The sequence below is a fragment of the Agrobacterium larrymoorei genome, from assembly GCF_037722385.1.
In the GTDB taxonomy this organism is placed as follows: domain Bacteria; phylum Pseudomonadota; class Alphaproteobacteria; order Rhizobiales; family Rhizobiaceae; genus Agrobacterium; species Agrobacterium larrymoorei_C.
In genome coordinates, this window is sequence record NZ_JBBKAQ010000003.1 from 509,973 (window position 1) to 522,714 (window position 12,742).

The following is a 12,742-nucleotide window of genomic DNA, read 5'->3' on the forward strand; positions in this document are numbered from 1 at the left end:
AGCCGCCTATATTTCTAACTGGCACCAGCAACTGAAAGGGCCAGCACATTTCTACACGTGATACGTCGAACGAATCCATTATCCCCGAGCTTGAAAAGCGCCGCGATGATATGCGCGCTGTTGTCCTTGTCCCGCAACTGAAGCAGCAGCGCGAGCATCGAGAAGCGACAGCGACGGCTCCTCTGCGGTCGATGGAAGCAAAGCTCGAAGAAGCCAAAGGTCTAGCACTCGCCATTGATCTGACCGTCACACAAGGGTTGATCGTTCCCGTCAGCCAGCCGCGCCCAGCGACGCTGTTCGGCACCGGGAAGATCGAAGAAATCGGTCATCTGCTGGATGAGACGGATGCGGGTCTTGTGATCGTCGATCACCCGCTGACGCCGGTCCAGCAACGCAATCTGGAAAAGCAGTGGAACTCCAAGGTCATCGACCGGACCGGTCTCATCCTTGAAATTTTCGGACGCCGCGCCTCCACCAAGGAAGGCACGCTGCAGGTCGATCTTGCGCATCTCAATTATCAGAAAGGCCGTCTCGTCAGAAGCTGGACCCACCTTGAGCGCCAGCGCGGTGGTGCGGGCTTCATGGGTGGTCCGGGCGAAACGCAGATCGAAGCGGACAGGCGTCTTCTCCAAGAGCGCATCGTGCGTCTGGAGCGGGAACTCGAGCAGGTCGTGCGTACCCGCCAGCTCCATCGCGCAAAGCGCCGCAAGGTGCCACATCCGATTGTGGCGCTGGTCGGATACACCAATGCCGGAAAGTCGACGCTGTTCAACCGCATCACGGGCGCGGGTGTCCTGGCCGAAGACATGCTGTTTGCCACGCTCGATCCGACGCTCCGCCGTATGAAGCTGCCGCATGGGCGCACCGTTATCCTGTCGGACACGGTTGGCTTCATCTCCGATCTGCCGACCCATCTCGTGGCCGCCTTCCGCGCAACGCTGGAAGAGGTGCTGGAAGCCGATCTCGTCTTGCATGTGCGCGACATGTCGGACCCCGACAATGCCGCTCAGGCAGGCGATGTCATGCGTATCTTGGGCGATCTCGGTATCGACGAGAAGGTTGCTGAAGAACGGATCATCGAGGTCTGGAACAAGGTCGACCGGTTGGAGCCGGAAGCTCATGACGCCATCATGCAGAAGGCAGAAGGTCGGGCGAATGTCCGTGCCGTCTCGGCGCTGACGGGCGAGGGTGTCGAGGCGCTGATGGACGATGTTTCTGTTCGTCTCTCAGGCGTCTTGACGGAGACCACGATCGTTCTGAGCGTCGATCAGCTGCCGCTTTTGTCTTGGGTTTACGACAATGCCATCGTCAATGGACGCGAAGACCGCGAAGACGGTTCGGTTGCGCTCGACATCCGGCTTTCCGGAGAGCAGGGGGCGGCGCTTGAGCGAAAGCTTGGTCTCGGCGCCAAGCCGCAGTCAGAAGACTGGGAGCGTTAACGGCGGCCTCTGGCCGAAGCTCGTCTCGTAAAGCGTTGCCCCGTTCTACTGAGACGCAGCAAGACGAAACAAGAACTTGAAGCATGGCCGTGAATATGAAAGATCGCGACACGCTTCAGAAACTATAGAAGCATCGCATATCAGCTATGTCCTCGACTGTGTCGCATTCTGCGAGATCATAGAGTTGAGATGTCCCTTAGATGATAATCGTGTGACGGATATGATGTGAGCTGATATTGATGTTGCCAGAACTAGATCTTCCAACCGTCCTTATTCTTCACAAACTTTCATTCGTCGTCGCCGGTCTCTGCTTCATCTATGTTCGCTCTCAGTCCCGTGAAAGCGTTGGCCTTGGTCTTCTGGCAATCGGTTTCTTTCTCGTTGCCATGGCATCCATTCTGGTTGGCGTTGGACATCTTGCGCCGGGGCGCGAATATGTATTCGCGATGGCTGGAATGTTTGCCGGCCTTGTCGGATATGCGGTCTTCTGGCTTGGCATGTGCCGCATCAGCAGACAGAGGAAAAGAAATCGCGAATGGCTGGTCTTGGCTCTGCCGGTCGTCATCTGCCTGTTGCTGATCGCTGCAGGCCTTTATGATTTGCCGTCTAGCAGAACGATCGCGTTCCAGACGACGGCTGCAGCCCTGCTTTTTGCGTCTGCATTAACGGTTCGTGCCGACAATCTCACGGAGCCGCTACCCGTCAGAAAACCTTTGGCGATGTCGATCCTCATCGCCGCTGTTTTAACGCTGCTCGTAGCGGTCGGAATCGCATTTCCTGTGAAGGCGATGAACATCGCAAGAAACGCATTTTTTGCCTCCATCATCTGCCATTTCGCCATCGCCTTCTTCGTCATGGCGCTTGTCAAGGAACGGACTGAGGAGCGCTTGAGAGGCCTGGTCGGGCTCGATGTACTGACTGGTGTGCCGAACCGGCACTCCTTCAGTTCAAGGCTTCCGGAGATCGTTCGCAATGGCGATGCGATCGTGATGATTGATATCGATCATTTCAAGCGGATCAATGACACGTTTGGACACCTTGCTGGTGATGAAATCCTGGCGCGTGTTGCACGAGAACTCTTCACCCGGATTCGCCCGGTGGATAGCTTCGCTCGCTTTGGTGGCGAGGAATTCATTCTGTATCAGCCCGATATCGGCAAGGACGAGGCTGTGGCATTTTCCGATACGCTTCAGAAAGTCGTGAGTTCGATCACACACGTGATGGACGATCAAACCGTGGTCGCAACGTTGAGCATGGGCATCGCTGTTTGCGAGGAAAAGACCAGCACCGCGAGGTCGTTGCTCAAAAAGGCGGACATGGCACTTTATGCATCGAAAGCATCTGGCCGAAATCGTCTGACGCTATATCGTGCGGAAAACTTCGTCGATGAGCAATTTCAGCAGAGAATCAACTACATTTAAGCGCAGGCTGACGCTTATCCGAGTTGTCGCTCGATCGCCTTTGCTGCCTGCCATAGCTCTTCCATCCTCTCGAGACTTGCAGCCTCAAGCGTTTCTCCGCGAGCAGCTAGCGAGGTTTCGATATGGCGGAAGCGGCGGCGAAATTTGGTATTGGTACCGCGCAGTGCGTTTTCTGCGTCGACTTTGACGTGACGACCGATGTTCACCATGGCAAAGATCATATCGCCCAATTCGTCACTGATGCTCTCCGACTTGCCTTCGGAAAGCGCGTGTCTCAACTCGCCAATCTCTTCCTCGATCTTATCGAGGATGGGCTCCGCCGCTGACCAGTCGAAACCCACACGGGCGGCCTGCTCCTGAAGCTTCAAAGCCTCCGTCAGCGCAGGTTGGCTGCGCTGAACAGATCCTAGAAAGCCTGCCTTCGGATCTTCGCTGACACCACGAGAAGCACGTCTTTCCAGCCGCTCCCGCTTCTCGGCGGCCTTGATCTCATCCCATTGCAGCTTCACCGACTCCGGCGTGTCTGCCTCAGAAGCCGCAAAAACATGCGGATGACGGCGGATCATCTTTGACGTGACGGCATGGACGACATCGCCGAAGGAGAATGCGCCCATCTCCTCCGCAATCCGAGAATGAAACACCACCTGCAGAAGGAGATCCCCAAGCTCTTCGCAAAGATCGTCCGTATCGTTGCGCTCGATCGCATCCGCTACCTCATAGGCTTCCTCGATCGTATAGGGTTTGATCGTCTCGAATGTCTGGACGATATCCCAAGGGCAGCCTGTTTCAGGTTGACGCAACGCCTCCATGATCTCGATGAGACGGGAGATATCTTTCGAGGCTTCCATGGCTTTGCTTTCCGGACTGTCAGTTCAAGGGAATATTGTTATCAGATTTGGAGGACTGGTAGCTGTTGGAGAGGTCGTTATAGACCGTTTTGATCCGCGCCGTCTGCTCCCGCAGCTTCGTTCTCAACGGTTCATCCTCTGCTTCGACCAGATCCGCGATGAAGTAGGAATTCCAGAAGGCGTTGCTGCGCCGATAGCCGCCGGGCTCCAGTCCGAAGACTTCCTTCAGGATCTTCAGGTCATGCGGAATCGCGAAGGCGTCACGAGAGTCTTCATGGCTGAAGAAGGAGTAGAAATTGTCGAAGCCAGCCCAGGTTATTGCCGACATGCACATGGTGCAGGGTTCGTGGGTTGAGAGGAAGATCAGGTCCTTCGTGTCTGGCTTTTCGCCGAGTTCGTAGAAACGCTTTAGCGTGTGAACCTCGCCGTGCCACAGAGGGTTCTCGAGCTCGTTATTGGTTTCGGCAATCACCAGCGATAGATCGGATTTACGCAATATCGCTGCGCCGAACACCTTGTTGCCGAGCGCGACGCCACGGGTTGTCAGGGGTAGGATGTCATGCTCGATCACGTCGAGGAGGCGCGAGGCCAAGGATTGCTCTGTCAAGATATGCGCCCTTGTTCTGTAGAAGGTAAATTCACGGTTGGTTTCGGTCAGAAACAGCAAAGAAATATAGAATTTTTATAGAAATACCATCCTTGGGAAGCAGTGTTGCGCCGCGGTCGCTTCGGTCGCTTTTCCTCAAAAACGCCGCTTGCCGAGAAATAATAATCTACGGCATTATGATGTAGGAATTTTCGTGCCTTCAACCTTTTTAACCGATCGGCGATATTGCGACCATGTTCGAGACCACTGCTTCCCGCACCGAGGACCGCTTGATGACCTTTCCCGCCTTCTTCAAGGTGGAGGGTAAGTACGTTGCTGTGTTCGGGAACGGAGATGAGGCTTACGCCAAGGCGCGTCTTCTTTCAAACACCAATGCTCTGATCGTTGCCTTCTCGGACAATCCGCAGACCGACTACGCGGCCTTCTTGGAAAAAGAGCAGATCAAGGTTGTCGCACAACCCTTCGCTGTGGATCAGGTAGACGGCATGACGTTGGTCTTTGCCGCCACGGGCGACGAGGCGCTGGACCGTGAGATCGTGGATGCGGCGCGTGCGAAGTCCATTCCCGCCAATGCCGTCGACCAGCCTGGCTATTGCGATTTCTATACGCCCGGTCTTGTGGCGCGTGCGCCTCTCGCGGTTGCCATCTGTACCGAAGGAGCAGGGCCGGTACTGGGCCAAATCGTTCGTGCCCGCATTGACCAGATGCTAGCACCATCCCTTGGTCGTCTTGCCCGGCTTGCAGTTGAGTACCGCGACGCAGCGGAGGCCAGCATTCCAAAAGGCGCTCTTCGCCGAAACTTCTGGCGCCGGTTCTTCTCTGGGAGCGTCGCGGATGCCGTCGCCCAGAACGATGTCGATGCCGCCCATTCGGCAGCCGCGAAGCTTCTCCTCTCGCCAGAGAGTCCTGAGGGCTATGTCTGGTTGGTAGGGGCAGGGCCGGGTGCCGAAGATCTGCTGACGCTTCGTGCGCAGCGCGTCCTCATGCAGGCGGACGTCATCGTCTACGATGCGCTGGTGCCGCAGGAGATCGTCAATATGGGCCGCCGGGACGCCGAGCGCCTGTCGGTCGGCAAGCGCAAGGGCTGTCATTCCAAGTCGCAGGAAGACATCAACAAGCTGTTGGTGTCTCTTGGCCAGGAAGGCAAACGGGTCGTTCGTCTGAAATCAGGCGACCCACTGGTCTACGGACGCGCGGCCGAAGAAATGGCGGCATTGCGCGAAGCCGGCATCGGATACGAAATCGTCCCCGGCATAACTTCGGCCTTTGCTGCTGCGGCTGACTTCGAATTGCCGTTGACATTGCGAGGCGTCGCCTCGTCGCTGATCTTCACCACCGGTCACGATCTCGCGGGCGATATCCTGCCGGACTGGGCACGGCTCGCCGTCTCAGGCGCCACGATCGCCGTTTATATGGGGCGCAGCGTCGCGGCATCGGTCGCGACTAGGCTGATGAACGCAGGCCTTAATGCGGACACGACGGTCGCTGTGATCGAAAATGCCAGCCGAAGCTATCGCCGTTTGATGCACGGCACGTTGAAGGATTTGCCGGACCTTGAGCATCGCGACGAGTTGACCGGTCCGGTCATGGTAATCATCGGCGATGCGGTTGCCGGTGCAAATTTTGAAAGGTCCGAAGCGCTGGCGGTCTCGCCTTTGAGCGCAAATCTCGGACAGGAGTATGCAAATGGTTGATAAGGTACTGACTGCGAACCGCCTCAGCGATGGCATCGCCGTGTGGCTGGACGCGAATGGCGAATGGAATGAGGATCTGCAGTCTTCGCTCGTCGCGCGCCATGCGGAGGCTGTCGCGTCCCTGGAAGAAATTGGTAAGCGTGACTTCTCGGCCAATAAGGTCGTAGACGTCAATATTGTTGACGTGGCCGAAGAAGACGGCCGCCTCTGGCCGACGCGCCTGCGCGAACGCATCCGCGCAGCGGGTCCCACAATTGAATACGCCACGGGCTACAAGCCTGCTGACGCAGCATTTATCGCAGTCTGAGGAATATCATGTACCGTTATGACGAGTTCGACCACGCTTTCGTAAAAGGTCGCGTGGAGCAGTTTCGCGATCAGGTGGAACGCCGCCTGTCCGGTGAACTGGCCGAGGATGCGTTCAAGCCCCTACGTCTGATGAACGGCGTTTATCTTCAATTGCATGCCTATATGCTGCGCGTCGCGATCCCCTATGGAACGCTGAACTCGAAGCAGATGAGGATGCTGGCGCATATCGCTCGCAAGTATGATCGTGGTTACGGCCACTTCACCACCCGTCAGAACATCCAGTACAACTGGCCGCGCCTGGCCGATACGCCTGCCATTCTGGAAGAGCTCGCAAGCGTCGAAATGCATGCGCTGCAGACCTCCGGCAACTGCATTCGCAATGTCACCGCCGATCACTTCGCCGGTGCTGCGGCCGATGAAGTAGCCGATCCGCGCCCCTATGCGGAAATCCTGCGCCAGTGGTCTTCCGTGCATCCGGAGTTTTCCTTCCTGCCACGCAAGTTCAAGATTGCTGTGACCGGTGCGGAGCGCGATCGCGCCGCCATTCAGGTTCACGACATCGGTCTGCACCTTAAGAAGAACGACAAGGGTGAAATCGGCTTTGCCGTTTATGTCGGTGGCGGGCAGGGCAGAACCCCGATGATCGCCAAGAAGATTCGCGATTTCCTTCCCGAGGAAGACCTCCTCTCCTACACCACCGCGATCATGCGCGTGTACAACCTGCATGGCCGTCGTGACAACAAGTACAAGGCGCGCATCAAAATCCTCGTGCATGAAACGGGTGCGGAAGAGCTGGCGCGTCAGGTTGAGGCGGAATTCGTCCACCTGAAGAACGGCGAACTGAAACTTCCCGACGCTGATATAGCCGCGATCACCACCTACTTCGCGCCGCCGCAGTTGAAGGACCGTCCGGAAAGCTGGGAAAGCCTTGCGCGCTGGAAGAAGGCGGACGGGGATTTCGCGCGCTGGGTGGATCAGAACGTCCAGCCGCACAAGCATCCTGACTACGGCATGGTGACGATCTCGCTGAAGCCGATCGGCGGTATTCCGGGTGATGCTTCGGACGAGCAGATGGAAGTGGTGGCTGATATTGCCGCAGAATATGCTTTCGATGAAATCCGCATCAGCCACGAGCAGAATATCATCCTGCCGCATGTGGCACTTGCCGATCTTGAGCCAGTCTATCGAGCGCTGCAAGGCGCGGGGCTTGCTACCGCCAATGCCGGTCTGATCACTGACATTATCGCCTGTCCCGGCCTGGACTATTGCGCGCTCGCCAATGCGCGCTCCATCCCTGTTTCGCAGGAGATTTCCAGACGGTTCGGCGCGCCGGAGCGTCAGGCTGAAATTGGTGAGCTGAAGATCAAGATTTCCGGCTGCATCAACGCCTGCGGCCACCACCATGTCGGCCATATCGGCCTGCTCGGTGTCGAGAAGAAGGGTGCCGAACTCTATCAGATCACGCTGGGTGGCTCGGGCGATGAGAATTCGTCGATCGGCGAAATCATCGGTCGTGGCTTCGAGCCGGAGAAGGTGACGGATGCGGTGGAGACAATTGTCGACACCTATCTCGGCCTGCGGCTGTCGAGGGAAGAAACCTTCCTGGAAGCCTATCGCCGTGTCGGACCGCAGCCTTTCAAGGATGCCCTTTATCCTGCAGCCGCAGAAGCTGCTTGAGGAATACGAAATGTCGAAAATCTGGAACGAAGAAGGCTTCGTCGAGAACGACCCGTGGGTCATCGAAAACGACGACGTTAAAGCGGGCGAGGGGCAGAATGCGGTCCTGTCGCTGGAGTCCTTTTTGACGCGAGCCGCTGAGAGCAATGATGTCGGTCTCGGCGTTCTGATCACACCGGCTGATGACGTGACGAAACTGGCACCCTTCATCGATCGCGTCGCGCTTATCGCCGTCAGCTTCCCGGCCTTCAACGACGGCCGCGGCTTCAGCCACGCCTCTCTTTTGCGCACGCGCTTGAACTACCAGGGCGAGTTGCGGGCTGTGGGTGACGTATTGATCGACCAGGTACCGTTGATGTTGCGCACTGGTTTCACCAGCTTCGCAGTGACGAACGACACGGCGATCCGTCGTCTGTCGGAAAACCGCCTGCCCGGCATCAATGTCTATTACCAACCGACGGCAAAACCTGCCACGGAGGGCGAGACCTACAGCTGGCGTCGCCGCGCGGCAGTTTGAACGAGTGCGCAGAAATATGAGTTATTGATACATATTTCTAAGCGCATAGCTCCAATGACGTTCCTGTACCTTCAAAAGGCGGTGCGGATGGTGTATTTCCCCGCCTAGAGAATGTCTGGCTTTTTGTGAAATGGACGGAAGAAGAATGAACGCTCCTGCCAAAACGGAAGAATTTGCAGTGAAGATCCCTGACGGCGTTTACGCTGAGACGGTTCTTTCGGTCGAGCATTACACCGACCACCTGTTCCGCTTCCGCATGACGCGTCCGGCTGGCTTCCGCTTCCGCTCCGGCGAGTTCGCAATGATTGGCCTGATGGTCGGCGACAAGCCGATCTATCGCGCCTATTCCATTGCAAGCCCCGCCTGGGATGAAGAACTCGAGTTCTTCTCCATCAAGGTGCCGGATGGACCGTTGACCTCTCACCTGCAGGCGATCAAGCCGGGTGATACGGTGCTGATGCGCAAGAAGCCGACAGGAACGCTGGTACTGGATGCTCTTACACCCGGCAAACGCCTCTATATGTTCTCCACGGGTACAGGGATTGCGCCCTTTGCAAGCCTCATTCGCGACCCTGAGACATACGAGAAGTTCGAGGAAGTGATCCTAACTCACACCTGCCGGGATGTTGCCGAGCTGAAATACGGCTTCGACCTTGTGGAAGAGATCAAGAATCATGAGTTCCTGAGCGAGATTGCCGGCGACAAGCTGAAGCACTATGCGACGGTGACGCGTGAGGAATACCCGTTCAAGGGCCGCATTACCGATCTGATCGCCAACGGCAAGATGTTTGCCGATCTCGGTGTTCCGGCGCTCGATCCTGCAATCGACCGTGGCATGATCTGCGGCTCTTCCGCGATGCTGAAGGACACAAAGGAATTGCTGGAGCAGGCCGGTCTGACCGAAGGCGCCAATAACAAGCCTGCTGAATTCGTTATCGAGCGCGCCTTCGTAGGCTGAGGCGATCGTGAAGTCTTGAGAAAAAGGAGGCCCCGCGTCTCCTTTTTCATTTTTCGTCGATGTTTGGCGTTAGGCGGCCTCTGGCTCGTCTTTGGGAACAATATCCCGCCTGAAGAGAATGAAGAGCAAGATTGCAATCGCCGCGACACCACCGCCAACCAGATGCGAGAGCGCGAAGCCGCCTTCCGTAGTCAGCCAGCCAGCAACACCGTTGCTGAGGGATGCACCGATACCCTGAACGGTCATCACGCTTGCAAGTCCTACATTGAAGCGCCCGGTACCCTTCAAAATGCGCTCGACCGCAACTGGCGTCGCGATGCCGAGAAGACCGGCACCGATGCCATCCAGAAGCTGAACGGGATAGACGACCCAGAACTGTTCGAAGGATGCTGCCAACAATCCGCGCACAGGCAAGGCCGCCAGTGCAATCAGGAAAACTGCAGATAGCCCGAAGCGGCGAATAAGCCAGGGAGCAAGAGCTGCTACGAAGATCATGGCGAACTGCGCGACACCGGTGATGATCGCCGTCGTTTTGAAAGGCGAGTTGAGTTCGACTGCGAAATCCTGTGCGATCAGTCTGCCCATCGGCGCGTTGCCGAAATGGAAGATCAGCAGAATGATGGCGAGCAGGATGAGCCCGCGCTCGTGCCACAGCACGCCGAAGCCTGAAGGCCCGGGTTCGCCCTCATCATGACCGAGCCCACGCGCCACCTTGTGGTCGATCCGGTTGGGATCGATCGCCGTGATCGCAATCAGTGTTCCGATCGCGGTGATGACCATCAGGCCGATGACACCGGAAATGCCGAAGTAAGAGACGGCAACATAGGTCGCGAACAACGAGGCGAAATTGCCGCCATGGTTCCAGAACTCGTTGCGCGATATCTGCTTGGAAAACAACTTTTCGCCAACGAGGCCGAGCGTCAGTCCTGCAAGCGCTGGGCCCACGGTTGCGCCAACGACTGCCGTCATGATCTGACCGCCCCAGACGACAGTTTCTGTTGGGAAGATCAAAGTCAGAAGCGCACCCGTTGTAACGAGAATGACTGGCACTGCAATAAGCGCGCGCTTCCATGTCGTTCCGTCGACCAGAGCACCACAAAGCGGCGTGGCGGCGAGACCAACGAGGCCGCCCACCGTTGCGATGATCCCCAACTGCATGGGGGACCAGCCATTGGTGGCCAGAAACGCGTCAAGAAAGGGACCGAGCCCGTCGCGTGCATCCGCCAGGAAGAAATTTAGGACCGCGAGAGCAAATAGTGTGCGATCGCTGATGCCGCTCGACCGTTGAAAAGAGCCTTGGCCGGGGGCAGGCGAGATGATGGATGTCATCGGCGTGTTTCCGCATAGGAGTGAAGCGAGCGAAAAACGCACGAAAACGTTATTGGTTGCTATAGCCCATAACGATCTAAATGAGGAACTCTATCTATGTCTTCGCCGTTGGCGTCCCTTGATAGGGAGCAATCATCATGAAACTGAAGACAGCGTTCCTTTTCGCCTTGGCGGCACTTATCTCTGCGCCCGCGGCGGCGGATGAAACTGCCTTTCTATCCTCGCTCGGTGGAAGCTGGAAAGGCAGCGGCACGGTAACAACGCGGATCGGTTCCAGACCGGTCAACGTCAACTGCACTTTTCAGACAACCGCGTCTGGACCATCATTGCGGATGAACGGCACATGCCGTGGTTTTGTCGTCGTGCGCCGATCAATCTCGGCGGACTTGACCGCGCGGGGCACGCGCTACAGCGGAAATTATGTTGGTCCTTCCGGTCGACCCTCCGCCCTCAGCGGCAGCCGGAGAGGCGATAACATCAACCTGACAGTGCGCTGGAACCGTGACATCAACGGTGATCGCGTTGCGGGTATGACCATCAGCAAGCTCGGACCCAACGGCTTGCGATTGCGCACGACCGATAAGGACGGCGCCAATGGGCCAACAGTGGTAACTGCCGATATCCGGCTCACGCGCTGAGGTAGCGTGTTAGTCGTCGGCCGAAGAGCAACAGCATCAGGCAGCCTCGCCGAGATCCGCCACCGTGTTGTTTCTGCCGGCATCCTTCGATGCGTAGAGAGCCGTGTCCGCGCGACCGTAGGCCTGTTGGAGGCTTTCGCCAGTCTTCAAGCGGACTACTCCGAAGCTCGCAGTCACAGGCGTCTCTAGATCGATGTCCGGGTAAAGGGCCGGTACACCTATCCGCAGGCGTTCAACGCGCTCCAGCACATCTCGCCCGTCGCTAGACGCGATGAAGACTGCAAACTCCTCGCCACCCATTCTGCCGACCAGGTCATCAGGACCTGCGGTATCCTGCAGATGGCGAGCAAACCGACGGATGACCTCGTCGCCCACTGCATGCCCCAGCCTGTCATTGACGGACTTGAAGCGATCGAGGTCGGTCGCAACAATGAAGCCAGCGCCTTTAGACACTGTCCGTCGTGCCGCAAGCAGCTCTTCAAAACCACGGCGATTCAGCAGCTTTGAGAGGTAATCATATTGCGCCTGCTTCTGCAACTCGCCGGCAAGATCCGCTGCCAAGATGAAGAGCGTCAAGATACCGGTCGCCATCATGCCCGTTGGTGTCCCGAGCGATAGGAGGATGACGAAGGACGCCTCGGCTATTTCACCGTTCGGTCTTGCCATCCAAGCAGCGATACCGACCGACAGAATGTAAAGCCCAAAGAAGGTCAATGCGATACGGACCGGCGAGGATAAGCCCTTCGCGTGACTGGGCAGGAAGACGATCATCGCAACGAAGAGCGCATCGGCGGACGATGTGGCAATTCGGGCTGCCATACGCCATTCTAAAGGCTGCGCGCTCCAGACTACCACAATCGTAGCAGCAAAGAGTGCCCACAGAACAGCGACCACACGATGGTCGAGATGCGCACGCGCACGGAAACCGATGGCCAGCAGCGCGAAGCTGCCGACGGAGGCCTGACAAGCGAGCATCGCCATCACGCTCTGGTAGTCTGGCCAGATCACGCCGAGGACCCGCACCCCATGGCCTGCGGCCGAAAAGATGAAGGACAGCGCCCAGAACACCGCGTGGAACTGCACACCGAAACGCCGCCATGCAGCAAGCAGGGCAGTACCGAAAAACAGGCTGACGAAGACGATGCTGAGCGATGTCGCGATGGGAGAAAGCATAGCCAAATTTCTTGAGCAACGGATATCGACTGCTTCTATACGGCTTCAGGCCTTCGCAGCACAGTGGGTCGACCGGACATGTTGCCACCACGGCTATCAAATCATGAATTCGGTTTGGCTAAAACGAAGAAG

At 57.3% G+C, this 12,742-nt stretch carries 12 protein-coding genes; 8 read left to right on the forward strand and 4 right to left on the reverse strand.

The window, feature by feature from the left end; genetic code table 11:
- Nucleotides 1-110 precede the first annotated feature (110 nt).
- Both hflX and WKI41_RS07830 read left to right on the forward strand, forming a co-directional pair.
- Nucleotides 111-1,439 carry a GTPase HflX gene (hflX, locus tag WKI41_RS07825; protein WP_340192920.1) on the forward strand — a complete coding sequence of 443 codons (1,329 nt, stop codon included), beginning with the start codon at nucleotides 111-113 and terminating at the stop codon, nucleotides 1,437-1,439.
- 239 nt (nucleotides 1,440-1,678) lie between these two features.
- Nucleotides 1,679-2,860: a diguanylate cyclase gene (locus WKI41_RS07830; protein WP_340192921.1), complete on the forward strand. Its 1,182-nt coding sequence runs from the start codon at nucleotides 1,679-1,681 to the stop codon at nucleotides 2,858-2,860.
- A gap of 14 nt (nucleotides 2,861-2,874) precedes the next feature.
- Here the strand turns inward: WKI41_RS07830 and mazG are convergent, their stop codons facing one another.
- Both mazG and WKI41_RS07840 read right to left on the reverse strand, forming a co-directional pair.
- Nucleotides 2,875-3,708 carry a nucleoside triphosphate pyrophosphohydrolase gene (gene mazG / locus WKI41_RS07835; RefSeq protein ID WP_340192922.1) on the reverse strand — a complete coding sequence of 278 codons (834 nt, stop codon included), beginning with the start codon at nucleotides 3,706-3,708 and terminating at the stop codon, nucleotides 2,875-2,877.
- A gap of 19 nt (nucleotides 3,709-3,727) precedes the next feature.
- Nucleotides 3,728-4,315, reverse strand: coding sequence for a deaminase (locus WKI41_RS07840; protein WP_340192923.1), 588 nt, complete (start codon nucleotides 4,313-4,315; stop codon nucleotides 3,728-3,730).
- A 233-nt stretch (nucleotides 4,316-4,548) separates the two neighbouring features.
- Between WKI41_RS07840 and cysG the strand changes: the two genes are divergently transcribed.
- The 5 genes from cysG to WKI41_RS07865 all read left to right on the forward strand — a co-directional run bounded on the left by cysG (nucleotide 4,549) and on the right by WKI41_RS07865 (nucleotide 9,470).
- Nucleotides 4,549-6,009 (forward strand): siroheme synthase CysG, encoded by a 1,461-nt coding sequence (gene cysG / locus WKI41_RS07845; RefSeq protein WP_340192924.1) that lies wholly within the window; start codon nucleotides 4,549-4,551, stop codon nucleotides 6,007-6,009.
- Nucleotides 6,002-6,316, forward strand: coding sequence for a DUF2849 domain-containing protein (locus WKI41_RS07850; RefSeq protein WP_340192925.1), 315 nt, complete (start codon nucleotides 6,002-6,004; stop codon nucleotides 6,314-6,316). Before cysG ends, WKI41_RS07850 begins: the two co-directional genes overlap by 8 nt.
- 8 nt (nucleotides 6,317-6,324) lie before the next feature.
- Entirely contained in the window at nucleotides 6,325-7,995 is a 1,671-nt protein-coding gene (locus tag WKI41_RS07855; RefSeq protein WP_340192926.1) for a nitrite/sulfite reductase, read from the forward strand.
- A 10-nt stretch (nucleotides 7,996-8,005) separates the two neighbouring features.
- Complete coding sequence (locus tag WKI41_RS07860; protein ID WP_340192927.1) at nucleotides 8,006-8,512, forward strand: DUF934 domain-containing protein; 507 nt, start codon at nucleotides 8,006-8,008, stop codon at nucleotides 8,510-8,512.
- Nucleotides 8,513-8,657: 145 nt separating this feature from the next.
- Nucleotides 8,658-9,470 carry a ferredoxin--NADP reductase gene (locus WKI41_RS07865; RefSeq protein WP_340192928.1) on the forward strand — a complete coding sequence of 271 codons (813 nt, stop codon included), beginning with the start codon at nucleotides 8,658-8,660 and terminating at the stop codon, nucleotides 9,468-9,470.
- 69 nt (nucleotides 9,471-9,539) lie between these two features.
- Here WKI41_RS07865 and WKI41_RS07870 read toward each other — a convergent pair whose 3' ends face one another.
- Nucleotides 9,540-10,799, reverse strand: a complete 1,260-nt coding sequence (locus WKI41_RS07870) for an MFS transporter (protein ID WP_340192929.1) — start codon at nucleotides 10,797-10,799, stop codon at nucleotides 9,540-9,542.
- Between the two features lie 137 nt (nucleotides 10,800-10,936).
- Between WKI41_RS07870 and WKI41_RS07875 the strand changes: the two genes are divergently transcribed.
- Nucleotides 10,937-11,437 carry a hypothetical protein gene (locus tag WKI41_RS07875; RefSeq protein ID WP_340192930.1) on the forward strand — a complete coding sequence of 167 codons (501 nt, stop codon included), beginning with the start codon at nucleotides 10,937-10,939 and terminating at the stop codon, nucleotides 11,435-11,437.
- Between the two features lie 36 nt (nucleotides 11,438-11,473).
- Here WKI41_RS07875 and WKI41_RS07880 read toward each other — a convergent pair whose 3' ends face one another.
- Nucleotides 11,474-12,610 carry a GGDEF domain-containing protein gene (locus WKI41_RS07880; RefSeq protein WP_340192931.1) on the reverse strand — a complete coding sequence of 379 codons (1,137 nt, stop codon included), beginning with the start codon at nucleotides 12,608-12,610 and terminating at the stop codon, nucleotides 11,474-11,476.
- Nucleotides 12,611-12,742 lie beyond the last annotated feature (132 nt).

Coding starts and splice junctions, on each gene's coding strand:
- WKI41_RS07880 (WP_340192931.1), bottom strand. CDS start 12,610: ATGCTTTCTCCCATCGCGACATCGCTCAGCATCGTCTTCGTCAGCCTG.
- WKI41_RS07850 (WP_340192925.1), top strand. CDS start 6,002: ATGGTTGATAAGGTACTGACTGCGAACCGCCTCAGCGATGGCATCGCC.
- WKI41_RS07830 (WP_340192921.1), top strand. CDS start 1,679: ATGTTGCCAGAACTAGATCTTCCAACCGTCCTTATTCTTCACAAACTT.
- cysG (WP_340192924.1), top strand. CDS start 4,549: ATGTTCGAGACCACTGCTTCCCGCACCGAGGACCGCTTGATGACCTTT.
- WKI41_RS07860 (WP_340192927.1), top strand. CDS start 8,006: ATGTCGAAAATCTGGAACGAAGAAGGCTTCGTCGAGAACGACCCGTGG.
- WKI41_RS07855 (WP_340192926.1), top strand. CDS start 6,325: ATGTACCGTTATGACGAGTTCGACCACGCTTTCGTAAAAGGTCGCGTG.
- WKI41_RS07865 (WP_340192928.1), top strand. CDS start 8,658: ATGAACGCTCCTGCCAAAACGGAAGAATTTGCAGTGAAGATCCCTGAC.
- WKI41_RS07870 (WP_340192929.1), bottom strand. CDS start 10,799: ATGACATCCATCATCTCGCCTGCCCCCGGCCAAGGCTCTTTTCAACGG.
- mazG (WP_340192922.1), bottom strand. CDS start 3,708: ATGGAAGCCTCGAAAGATATCTCCCGTCTCATCGAGATCATGGAGGCG.
- hflX (WP_340192920.1), top strand. CDS start 111: ATGCGCGCTGTTGTCCTTGTCCCGCAACTGAAGCAGCAGCGCGAGCAT.
- WKI41_RS07875 (WP_340192930.1), top strand. CDS start 10,937: ATGAAACTGAAGACAGCGTTCCTTTTCGCCTTGGCGGCACTTATCTCT.